This is a genomic window from Pseudomonas sp. TWR1-1-4 (assembly GCF_049897165.1).
In the GTDB taxonomy this organism is placed as follows: Bacteria; Pseudomonadota; Gammaproteobacteria; order Pseudomonadales; family Pseudomonadaceae; genus Aquipseudomonas; species Aquipseudomonas canadensis.
On the sequence record NZ_JAFCVS010000008.1, the window covers coordinates 266,228 to 286,418 of the forward strand.

Here is a 20,191-nt window from a genome sequence, read left to right on the forward strand (position 1 = left end):
GTTCAGGGCTTCAGGTTTTTCACGCTGGCAAACGTTGCCTCTCCCCGCGCCTGCTCCAATACGTTCATGGGCGCGGGCGTAGGCAACGCATGCATCACCGGCTTGAGCACGATGGATCGCTCGCTGTCGGTGACGGAGCGCTCGTCGCTGGGCGGCACACCGAAGTATTCGCGGTAGCACTTGGAGAAGTGCGGCGTGGACACAAAGCCGCAGAGCACGGCCAGTTCCACGATGGAAATGGGCGTCTGCTTGAGCAACTGCCGCGCCCGGATCAGCCGCAGCCTGAGGTAGTAGCGCGATGGCGAACAGTGCAGGTATTTCTGGAACATGCGCTCAAGCTGGCGACGCGACAACGCGACATACGCAGCCAGCTCATCCAGGTTGATCGGTTCCTCCAGGTTGGCCTCCATCAACGCGACGATTTCCTGCAGCTTGGGCTGCTGGGTGCCGAGCATGTGCTTGAGTGGCACGCGCTGATGGTCCTGCTCGTTGCGGATACGCTCGTACACAAACATGTCGGAGATGGCCGCCGACAGCTCATGCCCGTGATCACGGCCGATCAGGTGCAACATCATGTCCAGAGGCGCCGTGCCGCCCGAGCTGGTGAGACGGTCGCGGTCGAGGCTGAACAGGCTGGAACTGACCGTCACCCGTGGAAACGCCTCCTGCATGGCCGCCAACCATTCCCAGTGCACGCTGCATTCATAGCCATCCAGCAAACCGGCGCGCGCCAACACAAAGCTACCGGTACAGATACCGCCCAGTCGCTTGGCGTAACGCGCCTGGCTGCGCAACCACTTGACCAGCTCACCCGTCACGGTGCCCTGGATGCCGATGCCACCGCAGACAATCACAATGTCGGCGGACGGCACGCTGAGAATCGAACCGTCCGGCGTGATGGGCACGCCGTCACTGGCCCACACGGGATTGCCGTCCGGGCTCGCGGTGTGCCATTTGTAGAGTTCCTGGCCCGAGAGCTGGTTGGCCATGCGCAAGGGCTCGACCGCCGAGGCCAGTGACATCAGGGTGAACTGGTCCAGCAGCAAGAACACGATGCTGCTTACGGGGCGGCCACTCATGGCGGTGAGGCTGCGGCCACTGGTTTTTGCGTGCGTTCGGGCTGCCGCGCGGTGAGCAAGCCGACCAGGGAAATCATCAGGGCCAGGCCGATGGTCGATGACACTTCAAAACGGTGTTCAGGCGTGACCAGCATCACCGTCAATGCGGCACAGATGAACGCAATGACCAGCCAGGTCAGCCAGGGAAACAGCCACATCTGGAAAGTCAGCGTGACGTTGCGCTGGCGCAGGATCTTGCGCATGCGCAACTGCGACACGGCGATCACCAGGTACACCAGCAAGGCAATGGCGCCCGAACTGGCCAGCAGAAACTGGAACAACCCGGCCGGCGCGAAGTAACTGAACAGGGTCACGCCTGCGCCCAGGATGGTGCTGGCAATCACCGCGGCCCTCGGCACGCTGGCCGCCGAGGTCTTCTTCATCAACGTGGGGGCATCCCCGCGCTTGCCCAGGGAAAACAGCATGCGCGAGGCAATGTAGATGGAGGAGTTCATGCAACTGGCCACAGCGATCAACACCACCCCATCAACCAGCAGCTTGGCGTGGGGAATGTTCATCAGCTCCAGCGCGCGCTGATAAGAGCCTACCGAGGCGAGCAACGGGTCATTCCACGGCACTACGGAAATCACCACGAAGATCGACAACAGGTAGAACACACCAATGCGCCACATCACCGAGCGCGTGGCCCGGGCGATGTTCTGCGCCGGGTTACTGGACTCAGCCGCCGCGATGGTGACCGCCTCGGTGCCGATAAAACTGAACATGATGGTGATAAAGGCCCCAACCACCGCCGACAGTCCGTTGGACGCGAAACCGCCGTGTTCCTCCATCAACCGGCTCAACCCACTGACCTCGCGCTCGGGAATCCAACCCATCAGCACCGCAAAGCCCAAGCCGATGAAGCCGATGATCGCGATCACCTTGGCCATGGCGAACCAGAACTCGAACTCGCCGTACTTGGACACGCTGAACAGATTGGTGACCACCAACAAAAAGATCGACAACAAGGCAAACAGCCAAGCGTCGATCTGCGGGAACCACTGGTTGAGAATATGCCCGGCGGCCAGGGCCTCGATGGGGATCACCAGCACCCAGAACCACCAGTACAACCAACCGATGGTGAAGCCGGCCCAGCGCCCGATGGCCTGGTCGGCATAGGTCGAGAAAGACCCGGTATCGGGGTTGGCCACCGCCATCTCCCCGAGCATGCGCATGACCAGCACCACCAGCGTGCCAGAGAACAGATAAGCCAGCAGCACCGCCGGCCCCGCCGCCGCAATCGCATGCCCGGAACCGACAAACAACCCCGCGCCGATAATGCCTGCAATGGAAAGCATGGTCACATGACGCGGCTTGAAGCCTTGCGCCAACTGGCCGTTGGAATCGTTGGAATTCAGGCTATTCATTGTTTTTGTTGTTCTCGGTGATCGACGTCAAGGTGTACTGACTGAAGAGTCAGGCGATCATCATTTCTTAATGATGGGTCACCTTACGCGGCCTGAGTTCATCAAAAATAGCCTGGGAGCGGCGGGAGTTGGTCTGATATCGACATTAGGCTGGGCAAAAACCAGAAGGCAACGTTGGAAAGGAATGGTGTTTCCAGGTCAGCAACCCATGGAGTAGGCTCTGTCAAAGCAGTACTCCAACATTGGCAGGACGCTTGCAATGCCTAACGACAGCAACTACGCGAAAGATCCCATTCGCCAAGCCACACCCGACGACGTGCGTGCCCTGATCCAACTGGACACCTACGCAACCGCCCACACCCATCGCCGCGTGTTCATCCATGATGCCGTGGTTCGCCAACAATGCCTGGTTGCCGTCGACACCGCTGGCCGATGCGCCGGTTACCTGGTGCTGACCCATGACTTTTTCGATCATGGCTTTGTGGCGCTGGTCGTCGTGTCGCCGGCGCATCAGCGTCAAGGTGTGGCGCTGCGGTTGCTGGCGGCGGCGCAGGCGGCATGCAAGACGCCCAAGCTGTTTGCTTCGACCAATGCGTCAAACACCGCAGCCCAGGCGCTGTTTGCAAAGGCTGGATTCGTGCCGAGCGGGCAGATCGACAACCTGGACGACCACGACGCTGAGCAGGTGTATGTGAAATTCATCCACCCCCTGTGATTGCGTTCCCCATCGGCTCCACGCCCTCTCCATCGAACCTCCCGTAAAACTCCACCCCCCTTGTGCATACTGGCGCCTCCCAAAACAGCGACAACGTTTTAGAGGTCTGCATGCTCCGAATTCTTGCGACTAGCCTCCTGCTGATGTCGGCGCCCACGGCGATTGCAACGCCGCTCACGGCCGAACAGCTTTCGGCCATCGACCGTTATGTAACCTCGCAAATGGCCCGACAGCAGTTGCCGGGGCTTGCCCTCGGTGTGTATCGAAACGGCCACACCGTATTCGCCAAAGGCTATGGACTGGCGAATGTGGAACTCAACGTGCCCATGAGCGCGGACAGCGTTTTGCAATCCGGCTCGGTGGGCAAGTCCTTTACCGCAACGGCCGTCATGATGCTGGTGGAACAAGGCAGGGTTGGCCTGGATGACAGCATCCGGCAGTATTTTCCCGAAGCGCCGGCCAGTTGGGCGCCAATTACAGTAGCCAACCTGCTGTCCCACACGTCCGGGCTGTCGGCCTATGACACGCCTGCGCTGCAAAAACCCGGCGCACCGCTGGATATCCGCCAGGACTTTACCGACGCCCAACTGACGGCGGCCATTGCCAAACTGCCGATCAACTTCAAGGCGGGCGAAGGCTGGGCGTACGAAAACACCAACTTCGTATTGCTCGGCATCCTGATCCATCGCGTCAGCGGGCAGCCCTATGGCGAGTTTCTCCAGCAACGTATTTTCACACCGTTGGGCATGACCTCGTCGCGCGTCATCTCAGACCTCGACCTTGTGCCCAACCGTGTCTCGGGTTACGAAAAGGTGGACGGTGTGTTGAGGAACCAGGAATGGGTCTCGCCGACGTTCAACGCCACCGCAGACGGCACGCTCTACTTCAGCGTGCGCGACCTAGAGCGCTGGGACCGTGCCCTTTACGATGAAACTCTGCTGAAAAAAGCCTCATTGAGAAAAATGTGGACGCCCTACCGCTACGCCGGCAAACAGCGTGCGCAAGGCTATGGTTTCGGTTGGGAAATTCGCACGATCAACGGGCACCCCGTGGTCGAGCACGGCGGCTCCTGGCAAGGCTTTACCTCGTCTATCGCGCGCTACCTCGACGACAGGCTGACGGTGGTGGTACTGACCAACCTGGATGCCGAGCACAGCTACCCGGAAGTCATCGGGCGTGACGTGGCGGGTTTGATCGAGCCTGGCCTAAATGAGCATGGCCGGAAAAAAACGTCCCTCTCCATCATTCCTCCACAAAACCTCCCATGAATGCGCACGTTGGCTGTGCACAATCAGGTTCATCACAGTGCCCCATCGAACGGGTCGCGCGGAGAGCCCAATGATTCCAGCCCTGTACGTCGCAAAAACCGGCTTGTCGGCCCAGGACACCCAGCTGACGACCATTTCCAATAACCTGGCGAACGTCTCGACCACCGGTTTCAAACGCGATCGTGCCGAGTTCCAGGATTTGCTCTATCAAATCAAGCGCCAGCCGGGCGCGCAATCGACGCAAGACAGTGCGTTGCCGTCGGGCCTGCAACTCGGCACCGGCGTGCAGATCGTCGGCACCCAGAAGAACTTCAGCGCCGGCAGCCTGCAGACCACCGGGCAACCGCTGGACCTGGCCGTGAATGGCCGGGGGTTTTTCCAGGTGCTGCAACCGGACGGCACCCTCGGCTATACCCGTGACGGCACCTTTCATCTGAACGCCAATGGCCAGGTGGTCACCGCCAGCGGGTTCGCCCTGGAGCCGGCCGTTGTGGTGCCGGACAACGCCAAGACCTTCACCGTCGGCCAGGACGGCACGGTGTCCATCACTGTGGCCGGCAACCCCGCGACGCAAGTCATCGGCAACCTGCAGACCGCCGACTTCATCAACCCGGCGGGTTTGCAGGCAATCGGCAACAACCTGTTCCTGGAAACCGCGTCCAGTGGAGCGCCCCAAGTCGGCACGCCGGGGCTCAACGGCTTTGGCACCACGTTGCAACGCTCCCTGGAGACTTCGAACGTGAGTACCGTTGAAGAGATGGTCAACATGATCACCACGCAACGGGCCTATGAGATGAATTCCAAAGTGATTGCCACCGCCAACCAGATGTTGGGCGCACTCACCCAGAAGCTATGATCAACACATGACAGCGTGGGCCATGGAGCGGCAATCACGACAAGGCCTATTCACCGAGCAGACTATGAACGATTACCCCGTTGCATCAACACCCCGGCCCAACAGCATCCGAGAGAACCAGGCCTTGGTGCTGATCGCGGAAGACGAGCCCGAGATTGCGGATATCCTGATCGCCTATCTCAAGCGCAGCGGCTTTCGCACCGCCCACGCCCTTGATGGCCGGCACGCGCTGGAACTGCACCTGAGCCTCAAGCCAGACCTGATGCTGCTGGATGTGCTGATGCCCCATGTCGATGGCTGGCAAGTCCTGGCCGAAGTGCGCCATCGCGGCAACACTCCAGTGATCATGCTGACCGCGCAGGACCAGGACATGGACAAGTTGATGGGTTTGCGTATCGGTGCCGATGACTACATCGTCAAGCCATTCAACCCGGCCGAGGTGGTGGCACGTACCCAGGCGGTTCTGCGGCGCTCCGTCAACTACAAATCCGGTGTCGGCGCCAGCGTGTTGCGCGTGGATGGGTTTGAAATCGATATCGAAAGCCATCAGGTCACGGTGAACATCGAAGGCAACACGTTGCCGCTGCTGCTGACCGTCACCGAGTTCAGATTGCTGGCGCAGTTGGCCCGAGCGCCGAAACGCGTGTTCAGCCGCGCAGAATTGTTGTCGCTGTGCTCGCCGGAGAGCGACAGCCTGGAACGCACGGTCGACAGCCATATCAGTAAGTTGCGCCGCAAGATCGAAGACCTCGGGCTGCAAGGCGTGCCGGCGAGCATTCGCGGGGTGGGTTATCGGTTCGGGAGTGGCGCGTGAAACTATTCAATGGCTTGAGCCGCCAGATCATCTTGTCCATGTCGGTCGTGGTGCTGTGCGTGATCGCCTTGGCGGTGATCGGCTCCTATGTGTTCTACGCCCTGCTCTGGACCTACTGGCCACTTACGGACGAGCAGGTCGATGAATGGATGCCGGCCAATGCCGAATGGGCGTGGATGGGCTTGACCACCTGCGTCAGCCTGGCGGTGGGCGCACTCGTGGCCACCAAGTTATCCCGTCGCATCCTGATGCCCTTGAACTCGGTGGCCGAAAACCTGCGCAAACTGGCGGACGGCGACCTCGATGTGCAGGCCGTGGCCGGCGACGAGTCCATCGGTGAGGCGGCTATTTTGGTGAATGACTTCAACAGCATGGCCCAACGTTTGAAACGCATGGCGCAGGAGCAGGCGTTCTGGAACGCGGCGATTGCCCACGAACTGCGCACGCCGCTGACCATCTTGCGGGGGCGCCTGCAAGGTTTGGCCGAGGGCGTATTCGAGCCGGACACAGCGCAGTTCTACAGCCTGCTCGGGCAGGTCGAAGGGCTGGCGCGGATGATCGAGGACCTGCGCGTGGTGGGTCTGGGTGACAGCGGCTACCTCGAAATCAACGTGCAAGAGGCCGACCTCGCCGCAGGGGTTGAGGACGATGTGCGGCTGTTCGAACCGAGCCTGGCCGCTGCTGGTTTTACCCTGCAACTGGACCTGCAACGCCGCATTCTGCGCTGCGATCCCGCGCGTATCCGCCAGGCCTTGCTGGCCCTGCTGGACAACGTGCGTCGGCACGCGACACCGGGCAACGTCAACGTGCACCTGAGCACGCGTGATGGCGTTCATTACCTGAGGGTACGCGACGACGGCCCAGGCATTGATGAGGACTTTGCAACGCACCTTTTCGAAGCCTTTCAACGCGGCGAAAACTCTCGCTCACGCGCCCAGGGTGGCAGTGGCTTGGGCCTGGCGGTGGTGCGTGCGATTGCCATTGCCCACGGCGGCGCGGTGACGTGTCGAAAAATGGAAAACGGCGGAACGCTGTTTGAACTCAGCTGGAACCTTTGAGTAAACCAGGCCCCGCCATGTGCATCTTGTCCATGATGTTCAAAAAAAACCAACGCTATCGATGCTTTGTCTTATTGAACGCCGAGCATGTTTGCATTGCGTTCAAAAGCTGCGTTGCAACGCCTCGAAACGGGCATTGGATAGAAGTTGAACGTATCAACCTGTCGTGGCTGGGGCATCCCGTCCCCAGCCGTGCCCGGATATCTTAACGAGTGTGAACATGAGCCCTTCCCTATCACTCCTCGAAGAGTCGCTGCGACTGCACACGGCCCGCCTAAAACGGCTGCAAAGGTTCTGGGTGCCGCTGCAACAGCGCGCGCCAAAGTGGGTGCTGGCGCTGTGGATCATCGGCGTTTTCGTGTCACTGGCGACGCAATGCTGGTGCCATTGGTTCGTGACCGCGCCGCTGATCTGCGTGTTGATCGTCGCAGAAATCGTGATCGACGAGGCGCAGATGACACTTCAGTTGCGCACCGATGCCGTTCGCGATTCGCTGCGCGCAGCTGTGGCGAGCGGGCTTGCCCCGCGTTGGGTTGCGAAGCAGCCCTGAAACCTGTCACCGCGTTCCTATTTGAAAGAATGCGCTAAACCTAATGGGGCCGCTCCGCGCCCCAGCGCGGGGCAAGCCCGCTCACCACAACCGTCGCAGGATTGAACATCCCCTCAAAACGCACCTTGTTCGCCGCGTAATACGCCGCCACCGCCTTGTCTGCCGTACTCTCCCGCGCCTGCATCATCAGCGCTTCGAGGTCGGCCTGAGGGATGGAGAAATGCGCAAAGAAGTACGCCACCTCGGGGTGTTGCTGGCTGAAGCCTTTACGGGCCATGGCGTGGATCTGCTCCGCGCCGCCGAAAACCTGCTTGGGATCATCCAGATAGCGCAGCGACCATTTGGAGAACATCCAATGCGGGCTCCAGGCGTTGACCAATGACCACTTGTCGCGCTTGAGATTGCGGTCCAGCTCGTTGAGCATGCCGCTTTCCGAAGACCCCACCAGTTTGTAGCCCCTCAGCTTGTAATCCTCAATCGCCTTGACGGTGAGCTTGTACTGGCCGTTGCCGACTTCGGAGGTAAAGATCTTGCCGTCGAACTTCTCGCGGATCCCGGGTTTGTTCAGGTCTTCCACGCTGGAGACTTCCGCCACCGGCACCGAAGTGGGTACAGCCATGCCGATTCGCCCTTCATACAGCACGCCAAGGTCTTCAAGCCGGTCCTTGTACTTGTCGTAGAACGCCTTGTGAGTGCTGGGCAGCCAGACCATCGGGATCAGGTCGATATTGCCGTTGGCCAGCGCCTGGAACTGGATGCCGATGTCGGCCATCACCAGCTTGACCGGTTGCTTGAGGTGTTCCTGCAAGGCCGTACTGGCGAGCTTGACGGTGATTTCCGTGTCGGACCAGTTCACCCAACCGATGCGGACCGGTGGTATCTCCTCTGCGTGGGTCACCGCCGCACTGGCGCCCAGCGCGAGGCCTAGCAGGTAGGCACAGGCTTTTTTCCGATAGTGCACACGAGCATTCATCAGACGTTCTCCTAAGGGATTAGGCCGATCTTAGCGACGACTGCAGCGCATCGCAATAAAAATGTACATGCCTGTAGAGCATTATTGACACCCATGTACATTTATCCTAGTTTCAGATCGCCGAGCCTGATGATGCCCACTACGGAGCACCGAATAATGTCCAGCGATCCCCTGCTGCAGCCCTACAAAATCAAGCACCTGACCCTGCGCAATCGCATCATGACCACGGCCCACGAACCGGCCTATCCGGTGGACGGCATGCCGCAGACGTTGTACCGCGCCTACCACGTCGAACGCGCCAAGGCCGGCGTGGCCTTGACCATGACTGCAGGCTCCGCCGCCGTATCGCGGGACAGCCCGCCGGTGTTCAATAATGTGCTGGCGTACAAAGATGAAGTGGTCGGCTGGTTGAAGGACCTGACCGATGAGTGCCACGAACACGGCGCCGCAGTGATGATCCAGCTGACGCACCTGGGCCGACGCACACGCTGGGACAAGGCCGACTGGCTGCCGGTGGTCTCGCCGTCACACCGTCGTGAAGCGTCACACCGCTCCTTCCCGAAGAAGATGGAAGACTGGGACATCGAGCGGATCATCAAGGACTACGTCGATGCCGCCGAGCGCATGAAAGCCGCCGGGTTGGATGGCCTGGAACTGCAAGCCTACGGCCATTTGATGGACCAGTTCTGGTCACCGCTGACCAACGAGCTGGACGGCCCTTACGGTGGTTCGTTGGAAAACCGCATGCGCTTTACCTTCGACGTCCTGCGCGGCATTCGCCAGCGCGTCGGTGAAGAATTCCTGCTAGGCGTGCGCTACACCGGCGACGAAACCGTGCCGGGTGGATTCACCGCCAGCGAAGGCCTGCAGGTTTCGCACATGCTCAAGGACAGTGGGCTGGTGGACTTTCTCAACGTGGTACGTGGGCATATCGATACCGATGCTGGGCTGACCGACGTGATTCCGATCCAGGGCATGCGCAACTCGCCGCACCTGGATTTCGCCGGCGAAATCCGTGCGTCCACCGGCTTCCCCACCTTCCATGCGGCGAAAATCCCGGACGTCGCCACCGCACGCTACGCCATTGCGTCGGGCAAGGTGGACATGGTCGGCATGACCCGCGCTCATATGACCGACCCGCATATCGTGCGCAAGATCATCGAGCGCCGTGAAGAAGACATTCGCCCCTGCGTCGGCGCCAACTACTGCCTGGACCGCATCTACCAGGGCGGCGCCGCCTACTGTATCCACAACGCGGCCACCGGCCGTGAAACCAGCATGCCCCATGACATTCCCAAGGCAGCGGTGAAGCGCAAAGTGCTGATCATCGGCACGGGCCCTGCCGGGCTGGAAGCGGCCAGGGTTGCCGGCGAGCGCGGGCATGATGTGACAGTACTGGAAGCGGCGGACCGGCCCGGCGGGCAAATCCGCCTGACCGCCCTGAGTGAGCGGCGTCGCGAGATGATCGGCATCATCGACTGGCGCATGGCCCAGTGCGAACGCCTTGGCGTGAAATTCCACTTCAACACCTGGGCCGAAGCCGAGACGGTGCTGGCCCATGAGCCGGACGTGGTGATCGTCGCTACCGGCGGCATGCCGCACACAGAGGTGCTGGCTCAGGGCAATGAATGGGTGGTGTCGACCTGGGACATTATTTCCGGCGACGTCAAACCGGGGCGCCATGTGTTGATCTTCGACGATGCCGGCGACCATGCCGCGCTGCAAGCCGCCGAGGTGATTGCGCAAAGTGGCGCCAGCGTCGAAATCGTCACCCCGGACCGTGCGTTCGCCCCGGAAGTCATGGCCATGAACCTGGTGCCCTACATGCGCAGCCTGCAGGACCTGGATGTGACCTTTACCGTGACCTATCGGGTCGAGTCGGTGGAGAAACGCGACGGTCGCTTGCTCGCCCGCTTTGGCAGTGACTACGGCGCGGTGCACAAGCAACGGGTGGTCGACCAGGTGGTGGTCAACCATGGCACGATTCCCCTGGATGACCTGTACTTCGACTTGCGCAAGCATTCCAGTAATGGCGGCGCGGTTGAGCAGCAGGATTTGATTGCAGGGAACGCGCAGAACATCGTGACCAACCCTGAAGGTTGCTTCCAATTGTTCCGGATCGGCGATGCAGTGGCCGCACGCAATACCCATGCGGCGATCTACGATGCGTTGCGGTTGGTCAAGGACCTCTAAAAACGCTCAAACACCCCCGGTGTGGTTTCGGCATAGCCAAACGCCCCATAGAAGCGGTCCAGTTCACGCCGCTTCAAGGCCTTGCCGGTGAACACGCTGACATACTGGGGAATACGCCGGAACCGCACCACCACCTCCTCGGTGGTGTTCATCGAGATATAGCCGATCTGCGTCAGGTAGATGGTCCGGGCACGCACATCAGCCGCCTCTTCATCGTAGCCAAAACGTCGGAACATCCCGGTCAGGGCATTGATGCGGGTGTCGTCAGCCTGCGCGATTTCTGCCGCGACTTCCGCCGATTGCATCGCCCAACTGCGTACGGCAAATTCGAATTGTGAGTCGAACAGCTCCGGGTTCAGCCAGCATTCGAAGACGTTGAGAATGGCTTCGGAAATACTCTCGGCATAGCGGTCGCACTGGTGCACAAGGTTGCCGGTGTTCTTGTCGCGCCATCGGGTCAACAACGCAGCAAGCAGTTGCTCCCGATCTTCGAAAAACCAATAGAAACTGGTGCGTGACAAGCCAAGCTGCTTGGCCAGGGGCATCACGCGCACGGCGTCGATACCGGACTCTTTCAGGGCCGCGTAGGCGGCGTCCAGCCACACATCGACCGAGCCGCGCCAGCCTGTGTCCTGGTTCTTGCCTCGCGGTTTTGCGGGTTGCGACATCCTTGGGTCACCTTTACCTGGGAATTGCCGGTCACTCTACACGCCCCCATCCACGAGTGCAGTTCGTCGGCTAAAGCGCACGAAGAAAAAATCCCAACTACTGTATTTATGTACAGTCAAATAACTTCGGGATGAGCATCATGAGCGACGATTTGAAGCAGTCAGGTTCTACTACCACCTCGCACCCCACCACCACATTCGAACAGGCCAAAAACGGCCGAGCCCTGGATTTCACTTGGGCGCCTGACGCCGACACCACAACCACCATCGTCTCGGCGGATTGTGTCGACTATCGCGTCAATACCGCCCAAGGCAGCCCGACCGGTGACAGCCACTCCATTGCACGCCTCACCTATGCCCAAGGCAATGGGGGTGGCCAAGTCGGTACGCTGTTTCTGGAAGAGGTGCGGGCGGGCGTACGCGCCAACACCCAGATCGGGCTGTTGGTAGGCCGCAAATGGGCGCTGGATGCCGACGCAGCGGATACCGGCAGCATTGGCACCTACGTGGTGGAACAGTTCGATGACATGCGCGCCAGCGTCAACTATGTCGGAGCGTTCGCCCGCGTCTTTGCCGATCCCCGGATGGTCAGCTATCACGCCGGGGGCCATGTGCACACCAATATATCGATCACCGGCAGCAGAGCCCTGACCATGGCGGATTCAGGTAAGTCGATCCTGGTCATCAGCAACACGGACGTTACGCTGACAGTGGGTGACGACGTGACTGAAGGCTTCAGGGCCACGTTGATCCAGGCGGCAGCCGGCAAGATCAACATCGCCGGATCGAGCAGCCATACGCTGTACAGCAATGCCGGAAACCGTACACGCACCCTCAACCCGCTGGATGAACTGGAGGTCAGCACGTTTCCAGGGGGGCCGGTATTCCTGGCTTTTCGGGTCAGGCCTGCGGCTTGATGTACACGCTCGGATCTGATGTAGCAGAGGTCGAACACCGCGACAGGCACCATAAGCAGCGCCACGGTTGGGTGCTGCCAGAACACTACCTATACGCTATTGAGGCCGTCGGTGGTGCGGCGGTTGGTCATGGCAAGGCGAACGACAGCCCCGAAGCAAAACGCACTGAGGCGTATCAGGACCTTATGCGCATTCGACGGGGTATGTCTGACATAGATGTCGCGCCGTCATCTTGCGCCGAGCATTGCGAGTAACCCGAAAGCTGCCCTCGACCGATCCATGCAATAGCATTGCGGACGAATTGCCTGCGTGATTCAACTGCCCGTCGACATCGGTTTCCAGGCTATCCGGACTGGGGTCAATGGCATGCCAGGGCAGCATGATGAAGGTGAGCGCGGGTAGTAATGTCAACGGCGCCTGTAACTTTTCTGCCCGGAAGGTGTAAGGCAATAAACCCCACCTCGCGGGCCAGTGCAGTAAGCACCACTGCCGCAGCCGCAGCTATCCGCACGGCCCGGCAATGCCTGCAACGCAGGCCGCGCCTGGCGATTGCCAATGTAGGCTTGGCAGCTTTTTTTCGATGCACTAATGGAGCCGTCATTGCACAGAAAAATGTCACCGTCACAGCCCACAATTCCACCCTTGCGACCTGAGCAAGGCGTATTGGCCGCCAGGCTGATCGTGCTCGACAGCATCAAAACGAGGCCCAGCGTGACTTTAAGGTGATGAGAACGAGACATTGGGGCCACTCAATTAAAGTGGCTATATGCTATCAATCTTTAACTGGCTTTCAAAATAGCCGTGGTCCTTAAATTCCGGGCAAAAAAAAGCCACTCGTTAGAGTGGCTTTTTCTTTGTGTTTGGAGCGGGAAACGAGACTCGAACTCGCGACCCCGACCTTGGCAAGGTCGTGCTCTACCAACTGAGCTATTCCCGCGTCTTGGTGATGCGCATTCTATAGAATTATCGGAACCCGTCAACCCTTTGATTCAAAAAAGTTTTATTTCTTTTCAACGGTAGTGCGCAGATGCGGCCAGGCAGCGCGTAAATACTGGAGCATGGACCACAAGGTCAGGCCAGCGGCGATCAGCAGCAAGGCGTAGCCAGTCAGGACCCAGAAGGAGAAGTCCGACGGGTTGGCCAGCAGGATAACCAGCGCAAGCATTTGCGCGGCGGTTTTCCACTTGCCCATGTTGGACACGGCTACGTGAGCGCGGGCGCCGATTTCGGCCATCCATTCACGCAGGGCCGAGACGACGATCTCGCGACCGATGATCACGGCGGCTGGCAAGGTCAGCCACAGGTTGCCGTGTTCTTGCACCAGTAGAACCAACGCGACGGCCACCATGAGCTTGTCGGCCACCGGGTCCAGGAACGCGCCGAACGGCGTGCTCTGCTCCAGGCGACGGGCCAGATAGCCGTCGAGCCAGTCGGTGGCGGCCGCGAAGGCGAACACGGAGCTGGAGGCCGCATAGCTCCATTCGTACGGCAAATAGAACAACAGAATGAAAATCGGGATAAGCAGGACGCGTAGAACGGTGATCAGATTAGGGATATTCATCGGCACAACTGGCTACGAGGTGGAAAGGCATTCTATTCGCTGTGCAGATTCGCATAAATCAACTCAGCGAGCTTTTTACTGATACCGGGTGCTTTGGCTATTTCGTCAATGCTGGCACGGGATAGCTCTTGCAAGCCACCAAAATGTTTAAGCAAGTCGCGTCGTCGTGTCGGCCCGACCCCCGCAATCCCTTCCAGGGTTGAGGTTCGTCGGGTTTTGCCACGCCGGGCACGGTGGCCGGTAATGGCGAAACGGTGGGCTTCGTCACGGATCTGTTGGATCAGGTGCAGCGCAGGTGAGTCGCCCTTCAAGGTGAACTCATGGGCGGCATCATTCAAGTACAACGTCTCGAAACCGGCCTTGCGCGTGGCGCCCTTGGCCACGCCGAGCAGGATCAGATCCGGCACCGCCAGCTCGTTGAGCACGTCGCGGGCCATGGACAACTGCCCCTTGCCGCCGTCCACCAACAGGATATCCGGCAGTTTGCCCTCGCCGTCCTTCAGTTTGCTGAAGCGTCGTGTCAGGGCCTGGTGCATGGCGGCATAGTCATCGCCGGCGGTGACGCCTTCGATGTTATAGCGCCGATAATCGGATTTGATCGGCCCTTCCGGCCCGAACACCACACAGGACGCCACGGTGGCTTCGCCGCTGGAGTGGCTGATGTCATAGCACTCCAGGCGCTGCGGCGGCTCGTCCAGGTTGAGGACTTCGGCCAGGGCATCGAAGCGCGCGGCGACGTGCTGTCGATTGGCCAGGCGCGCACCCAGAGCCTGTTCGGCATTGGTCACGGCCAATTGTTGCCAGCGCGCGCGGGTGCCGCGTACACGGTGGCTGATATCCAACTCGCGGCCGCGCAGTTCGTGGATCGCCTCGATCAGCGTGGGGAAATCTTCATGCACCACGTTGACGATCAGCTCCGACGGCAAATCGCGTTCGGGACTGCTGACGTAGTACTGGCCAAGGAAAGCTGCCATGACTTCGGCCACTTCCTCATCTATACCTGTCTGCGGGAAGAAGTTCTTGCTGCCCAACACCCGCCCGCCACGCACGCTGATCAGGTGCACACAGGCGCCGCCCGGGTTGACGAAGGCCGCAATCACGTCGACGTCGCCGGTGCCGCCCTCCATGCTCTGCTGGTCCTGCACGCGGCGCAGCAGCGAAATCTGGTCACGCAGCTCGGCGGCGCGCTCGAAGTCCAGGGTGCTGGCGGCCTGCTCCATGGCGCCGGAGAGCTCATCGGTCAAGGCATTGCTGCGGCCTTCAAGGAACATCACCGAATGGCGCACATCCTCGGCGTACTCCGCCGGTTCGACCAGGCCCACACAAGGCGCCTTGCAACGCTTGATCTGGTATTGCAGGCAAGGCCGTGTGCGGTTCTTGTAGAAACTGTCTTCGCACTGGCGCACAAAAAATGTCTTTTGCAGCAGGCTCAGGCTCTCGCGGATCGCGCCCGCACTGGGATAGGGTCCGAAATACTTGCCCTTCTGCTTCTTCGCGCCACGGTGAATGCTCAGCCGCGGGAAGTTGCCGTCGGATAAAAACACATAGGGGTAGGATTTATCGTCTCGCAGCAGGATGTTGTAGGGCGGCCGCCACTCCTTGATCAGCGTCTGCTCAAGCAGCAGCGCTTCGGTCTCATTGGCGGTGATGGTGGTTTCGACCTGAGCGATACGCGCCACCAGCGCAGCGGTTTTCGGCGCGAGACCGGTCTTGCGAAAGTAGCTCGCCAGACGGTTCTTCAGGTTCTTGGCTTTGCCGACATACAGCAGGCGCGCCTCGCTGTCGAACATGCGGTACACGCCGGGGCGGCCGCTGCAGGTCGAGAGAAAGGCACTGGGATCAAACGGCGTGGTCATGTCAGGCGCTGGCGTCCACCATGCCGTGGCGCACCGCGAGCAGGGTCAATTCAACATCACTGCTGATGGCGAGCTTCTCGAAAATGCGATAACGGTAGGTGTTGACGGTCTTGGGCGACAGGCACAGTTTGTCAGAGATGCTCTGCACCTTCTGGCAGCCGACGATCATCAAGGCAATCTGGATTTCCCGCTCCGACAGCGCATCGAACGGTGAGTCGCTGACGGGCTGGAAGGATTTGATGGCCAATTGCTGGGCAATCTGCGGGCTGATGTAACGCTGGCCGGCAAACACCAGGCGAATGGCTTGCACCATCTCCGCCAGGCCTGCGCCCTTGGTCAGGTAACCCGCCGCCCCTGCCTGCAACAAGCGCGTCGGGAACGGGTCTTCTTCACACACAGTGACCACCACGACTTTGATGTCCGGATGGCTGCGCAACAATTTGGTCGTGGCACCAAGACCGCCTATACCGGGCATCTTGACGTCCATCAGCACCACATCGGGTTTCAACTCCCGAGCCTTGATCAGGGACTCTTCCCCGGACTCGGCCTGGCCGACTACTTGCAGGCCATCGATGTCAGCCAGCATTCGTGTAATGCCTGTACGAACGAGATCATGGTCATCGACTACTAGCACCCTAATCAAGCAGACACCTCGCGATATGGTCTTATAGGTTGCTGAACACCTTAGCAAAAAACCAAGGCGCAGACCTAGCTGCAAGCGTCATATATATAGTGTTTGAACACACAGTAGCCGCCCACCGAGAAGTGGACGGCTCTATTTACTGGGCAGCGGGTCAGGAATCCTGGGGCTGCGGCTTGGTTTTTCCATTATGCGCAAAAGAAAGAATGCTCGGCCAGGGTCGAGGTCAAACGGCGGATAGCGTCTTGGTCCTCCTTGAACATGGCGCGCCAGTCCGCCAGGACTTTCTCTTCGATCTGGCTCAGACTTTCCAATTGAATCGGGGTTGCCGTACCCGTCAACACGTACAACACATCCACACCTAGTTTGCGCCACAAGAGACAAGTAGTCCGCCCTAGGTGCCCGTCCCCCACGTTCGTATTTCACTTGTGCATTGGCTTCAACACCACCTATTTCACCAAAAACCCTTTGCGACAGGCCAAGCCGTTCTCTTTCTTGCCTCAAGCGCGAGCCTATTCCACTCATTTGAATGCCTTTCCAAATTTTTCACACTCATAAAGGTAGTTAGTTCCAGCGTACGCCCATGAACATGACGTTGAAACGACGTAGGAAGGTCGCCTCCTTGACCAATATGCGCTGATTGGAATGGGCCACAGAAATTAGCTGGATGGGCAGGCACGTTCCATGCGCCAGAAGCAATCCTCCTCACCGACAATGCTCAAGCCCCTGCGCTGATAAAGCCTCCTGGCCGGATTGGTCTTGAATACGGTCAAACGCAACAGACCCAACGCCTGCGCCTTGGACGCCATCTGCTCCAACACCCAACTGCCTGCGCCAAGTCCGCGGCAGGCCTGGAGCATGTGCAGCTCGCGAATATAGAGCGCGCGGCTATCGCGGCTCAGGCTGACAAAGCCCATCACGACATCGTCATTGCAGATCAGCCAGTTTTCACGGCCGCCCCAAGCGACGTCGAAGCCATCGTTGGACCACATCAGGTCGTATTGCTGGTAGTAGCGGCTCATGGCCTCGAAGGTCAGGATTCTGGCGAATGGCAGGTCCCGATCAGTTGCCGCGCGCAGTTGGAACGCCATGTTAGACAGCCACCACTTGCCCAGCCCACTGCCCACCCTCACGACGGGCAATCACCAGCGAGTCGCCGACACCGGAGGCGGCGGCGACTAAACCGCCATCAGCCGCCCAGATAGCGCTGCGACCAGCGCAGACATAACCACCGGATGGACCACCATGGTTGGCCATCAACACCAGCAGCCCATGTTCGGCCGCATAGCCTTGGAGCAATGTGCTATCAGTCGCGTAGCCGCCCTCGCTGATCAGCACACCAGCGGCATAAATCGTAGCACCCGCCTCAGCCGCCCGACGTGGATGGCTGGCATGGGAGAAGTCCGCGCATACCGCCAAAGCTATCCGATCATCCCCCCACTCCAAGGCCGAACCGCCTTGCCCTGGGACAAACGCAACCTCTTCGCCAGGGTGCAGGTGCTGTTTGGTGTAGATCGCCAGCGAGCCATCCACCCCTAGCACCAGTGCGCCGATCAACACGCCCAAGCCAGGCGCCAGGCGGATGGGCATGCCCACTACCGCCGTCAACCGCAGCTCCTGCGCCATTTCGCGCAGCGGCTTCAAGACCCTGTCGCCTGGCTCAATCGCTAACCCGGCCGCCAGGGACGGTTCATAACCTGTCAACGAAAGCTCTGGAAACACCAGCAACTGCACACCCTGCTTGGCCGCCGCACGCATGAACACCAGGTGCCGCTCAATATTGGCCGGCAGATTGCCCGCGATAGAAACGGATTGTGCAGCAGCAATGGTCAAGGCGGTCATGGTCGCGTTCCAGCAATCATTGTCAGAGTGTGACCAGCATATCGGCACTCTCCCATAGCCGTAAGTCCCCCACGACGATAGAAATTTCTGATTGAAACCACCCGTGCGCGTCGAGTAAGCTCTTCCCATCATTTGGAGACACACCATGTTGCAACTCACCCACACTCAGGTTTGCTCTGCTGCCAGCGCCCCGCGCTCGGTGTCGGCTACCCGTGTGAACGGTTCGAGCGCACTGGTCAGCTTTTATTTTGGGTATTGGTTTAGCCACTGGCGCGCCTGATACCTGAAATCGGCGCCCACTACTCAAGGGGTCGCCTACCAGAGAAATCTAACCCCCGGTCGGCTCCCCGACCGGGGGTTTTGTTTTTTCAGCCTCTAAAACTTTTTGAAGAACACTTAAAGGACACACGACATGAACTACGCCACCTATTACCGCTACGACACTTCCACTGCATGGCGATTTAGCCAGCTCCGCTCGGGACAGCCTGCCGCCTCCGATCGGTCACCTCTTGGTGGCAAGCCAACACATGTAGCCAATACGGCCAATTGTCGAACACCCCAGTAGGGCAGAGCGCGCGGGAACAGCCCGCCGCTTGCCCAGGAAGCCTTGAACATGAATTCTGCCACCGCCGCTCTGCCGATTTCTGCACTGACCAGCGCCAATGAAGCCCTGACCCAGCGCCTGCCCAGCTCCCTTGAGCTCAAGCACCAACTGCCTCTCAGCCCGTTCCTCAACGAACAAGTCCACGCCCATCGCCAAGCCGTGCGCGCCATCCTCAATGGCGAAGATTCGCGCTTGCTGGTGATTGTCGGCCCGTGCTCGATTCACGACCCTGAGTCGGCCATGGAATACGCACGCAACCTGAAGAAACTCGCGCTGGAAGTCAGCGACCAGATGCTGCTGGTGATCCGCGCCTACGTCGAAAAACCGCGCACCACCATCGGCTGGAAAGGCCTGGCCTACGATCCTCATTTGGACGGCAGCGATGACATGGCCGCCGGCCTCACCCTGTCCCGCGAACTGATGCGCGAAATGCTGCGCCTCGGCCTGCCGGTCGCCACTGAGCTGCTGCAACCTATGGCAGCCGGCTACTTCGATGACCTGCTCAGTTGGGTCGCGATTGGCGCGCGCACCACCGAATCGCAGATCCACCGCGAAATGGCCAGCGGCCTGGGCATGCCCGTGGGCTTCAAGAACGGCACCGACGGCGGCGTCGCGATTGCCTGTGACGCGATGCGCTCGGCATCCCACCCGCACCGTCACTTCGGCGTCGACAGCCAGGGCCACCCGGCGATCATCCAGACCCCAGGCAACCCCGACACGCACTTGGTGCTGCGCGGCGGGCACCGTGGGCCGAACTACGATGCGCAAAGCGTGGCGCAGGTGAAGCACGACCTGGCCAAGTCCAAGGTAGCGGCGCGGATCATGGTCGATTGCAGCCACGCCAACAGCGGCAAAGACCCATTGCGCCAACCGGCGGTGTTCAACGAGGTGCTGGAACAGCGGTTGCAGGGCGACACCTCGCTGATCGGCATGATGCTCGAAAGCCACCTGTTCGAAGGCTGCCAGCCGTTGAGTGCGTCGATGAAGTACGGCGTGTCAGTGACCGATGGTTGCCTGGGTTGGGATGGCACCGAGCAACTGCTGCGCAGTGCCGCCGAAAGATTGCGGAAACAACGCTAAATCATCAGGCATGTGAAGATCAAAATGTGGGAGCGGGCTTGCTCGCGAATGGGGTCTATCAGTGCCAAATGTACTGGCTGATCCACCGCTTTCGCGAGCAAGCCCGCTCCA

The 20,191-nt window shown here is 59.9% G+C and carries 19 protein-coding genes, 1 tRNA gene and 1 pseudogene; 9 read left to right on the forward strand and 12 right to left on the reverse strand.

Annotated elements, in window-relative coordinates:
* Positions 1 to 2: 2 nt before the first annotated feature.
* Together ACP7C6_RS25735 and gabP are read right to left on the reverse strand one after the other, a co-directional pair.
* Positions 3 to 1,079, reverse strand: a complete 1,077-nt coding sequence (locus tag ACP7C6_RS25735; protein ID WP_016978374.1) for a GlxA family transcriptional regulator — start codon at positions 1,077 to 1,079, stop codon at positions 3 to 5.
* Positions 1,076 to 2,485 carry a GABA permease gene (gene gabP, locus ACP7C6_RS25740; RefSeq protein WP_426109400.1) on the reverse strand — a complete coding sequence of 470 codons (1,410 nt, stop codon included), beginning with the start codon at positions 2,483 to 2,485 and terminating at the stop codon, positions 1,076 to 1,078. Before gabP ends, ACP7C6_RS25735 begins: the two co-directional genes overlap by 4 nt.
* Positions 2,486 to 2,744: 259 nt before the next feature.
* On the opposite strand from gabP, the gene ACP7C6_RS25745 reads away from it, so the two are divergent.
* The 6 genes from ACP7C6_RS25745 (at position 2,745) to ACP7C6_RS25770 (ending at position 7,746) form a co-directional block, all read left to right on the forward strand.
* Positions 2,745 to 3,200, forward strand: coding sequence for a GNAT family N-acetyltransferase (locus ACP7C6_RS25745; protein WP_068933981.1), 456 nt, complete (start codon positions 2,745 to 2,747; stop codon positions 3,198 to 3,200).
* 110 nt (positions 3,201 to 3,310) lie between these two features.
* Positions 3,311 to 4,468 (forward strand): serine hydrolase domain-containing protein, encoded by a 1,158-nt coding sequence (locus ACP7C6_RS25750; protein WP_426109401.1) that lies wholly within the window; start codon positions 3,311 to 3,313, stop codon positions 4,466 to 4,468.
* 70 nt (positions 4,469 to 4,538) lie between these two features.
* On the forward strand, positions 4,539 to 5,324 hold the full coding sequence (gene flgG, locus ACP7C6_RS25755; RefSeq protein ID WP_068933984.1) for a flagellar basal-body rod protein FlgG: 786 nt from the start codon (positions 4,539 to 4,541) through the stop codon (positions 5,322 to 5,324).
* A gap of 64 nt (positions 5,325 to 5,388) precedes the next feature.
* A complete protein-coding gene (locus ACP7C6_RS25760) occupies positions 5,389 to 6,138 on the forward strand; it encodes a response regulator (RefSeq protein WP_068933986.1) in 750 nt (249 codons plus the stop codon).
* Positions 6,135 to 7,196 (forward strand): ATP-binding protein, encoded by a 1,062-nt coding sequence (locus ACP7C6_RS25765; protein WP_068933988.1) that lies wholly within the window; start codon positions 6,135 to 6,137, stop codon positions 7,194 to 7,196. The genes ACP7C6_RS25760 and ACP7C6_RS25765 overlap by 4 nt, the downstream gene beginning before the upstream one ends.
* Positions 7,197 to 7,416: 220 nt before the next feature.
* Positions 7,417 to 7,746 (forward strand): hypothetical protein, encoded by a 330-nt coding sequence (locus ACP7C6_RS25770; RefSeq protein WP_311895592.1) that lies wholly within the window; start codon positions 7,417 to 7,419, stop codon positions 7,744 to 7,746.
* 40 nt (positions 7,747 to 7,786) lie between these two features.
* Here the strand turns inward: ACP7C6_RS25770 and ACP7C6_RS25775 are convergent, their stop codons facing one another.
* Entirely contained in the window at positions 7,787 to 8,719 is a 933-nt protein-coding gene (locus ACP7C6_RS25775) for a glycine betaine ABC transporter substrate-binding protein (protein WP_426109402.1), read from the reverse strand.
* Between the two features lie 156 nt (positions 8,720 to 8,875).
* On the opposite strand from ACP7C6_RS25775, the gene ACP7C6_RS25780 reads away from it, so the two are divergent.
* Positions 8,876 to 10,912 (forward strand): FAD-dependent oxidoreductase, encoded by a 2,037-nt coding sequence (locus tag ACP7C6_RS25780; RefSeq protein WP_426109403.1) that lies wholly within the window; start codon positions 8,876 to 8,878, stop codon positions 10,910 to 10,912.
* On the opposite strand, the gene ACP7C6_RS25785 is transcribed toward ACP7C6_RS25780, so the two are convergent.
* On the reverse strand, positions 10,909 to 11,580 hold the full coding sequence (locus ACP7C6_RS25785) for a TetR/AcrR family transcriptional regulator (protein ID WP_068933995.1): 672 nt from the start codon (positions 11,578 to 11,580) through the stop codon (positions 10,909 to 10,911). The two genes, ACP7C6_RS25780 and ACP7C6_RS25785, sit on opposite strands and share 4 nt — an antisense overlap.
* A gap of 140 nt (positions 11,581 to 11,720) precedes the next feature.
* Between ACP7C6_RS25785 and ACP7C6_RS25790 the strand changes: the two genes are divergently transcribed.
* On the forward strand, positions 11,721 to 12,497 hold the full coding sequence (locus ACP7C6_RS25790) for a hypothetical protein (RefSeq protein ID WP_311895591.1): 777 nt from the start codon (positions 11,721 to 11,723) through the stop codon (positions 12,495 to 12,497).
* 407 nt (positions 12,498 to 12,904) lie between these two features.
* Here ACP7C6_RS25790 and ACP7C6_RS25795 read toward each other — a convergent pair whose 3' ends face one another.
* The 8 genes and pseudogenes from ACP7C6_RS25795 to ACP7C6_RS25830 form a co-directional block, all read right to left on the reverse strand.
* Complete coding sequence (locus ACP7C6_RS25795) at positions 12,905 to 13,192, reverse strand: hypothetical protein (RefSeq protein WP_376713299.1); 288 nt, start codon at positions 13,190 to 13,192, stop codon at positions 12,905 to 12,907.
* Positions 13,193 to 13,358: 166 nt separating this feature from the next.
* A tRNA-Gly gene (locus ACP7C6_RS25800) sits at positions 13,359 to 13,434 on the reverse strand.
* Positions 13,435 to 13,497: 63 nt separating this feature from the next.
* Positions 13,498 to 14,058 (reverse strand): CDP-diacylglycerol--glycerol-3-phosphate 3-phosphatidyltransferase, encoded by a 561-nt coding sequence (gene pgsA, locus ACP7C6_RS25805; protein WP_003232771.1) that lies wholly within the window; start codon positions 14,056 to 14,058, stop codon positions 13,498 to 13,500.
* Positions 14,059 to 14,090: 32 nt separating this feature from the next.
* Positions 14,091 to 15,914 (reverse strand): excinuclease ABC subunit UvrC, encoded by a 1,824-nt coding sequence (gene uvrC / locus ACP7C6_RS25810; protein WP_122684278.1) that lies wholly within the window; start codon positions 15,912 to 15,914, stop codon positions 14,091 to 14,093.
* 1 nt (position 15,915) lies between these two features.
* Positions 15,916 to 16,557: a response regulator transcription factor GacA gene (gene gacA / locus ACP7C6_RS25815; RefSeq protein WP_016977368.1), complete on the reverse strand. Its 642-nt coding sequence runs from the start codon at positions 16,555 to 16,557 to the stop codon at positions 15,916 to 15,918.
* Positions 16,558 to 16,708: 151 nt separating this feature from the next.
* Positions 16,709 to 17,079, reverse strand: a pseudogene (locus ACP7C6_RS25820) (helix-turn-helix domain-containing protein).
* Between the two features lie 134 nt (positions 17,080 to 17,213).
* Positions 17,214 to 17,645: a GNAT family N-acetyltransferase gene (locus ACP7C6_RS25825; protein WP_426109404.1), complete on the reverse strand. Its 432-nt coding sequence runs from the start codon at positions 17,643 to 17,645 to the stop codon at positions 17,214 to 17,216.
* A gap of 1 nt (position 17,646) precedes the next feature.
* Entirely contained in the window at positions 17,647 to 18,396 is a 750-nt protein-coding gene (locus ACP7C6_RS25830; RefSeq protein WP_426109405.1) for a carbon-nitrogen hydrolase family protein, read from the reverse strand.
* A 613-nt stretch (positions 18,397 to 19,009) separates the two neighbouring features.
* Here ACP7C6_RS25830 and ACP7C6_RS25835 point away from each other — a divergent pair.
* Positions 19,010 to 20,080: a 3-deoxy-7-phosphoheptulonate synthase gene (locus ACP7C6_RS25835; RefSeq protein ID WP_426109406.1), complete on the forward strand. Its 1,071-nt coding sequence runs from the start codon at positions 19,010 to 19,012 to the stop codon at positions 20,078 to 20,080.
* Positions 20,081 to 20,191 lie beyond the last annotated feature (111 nt).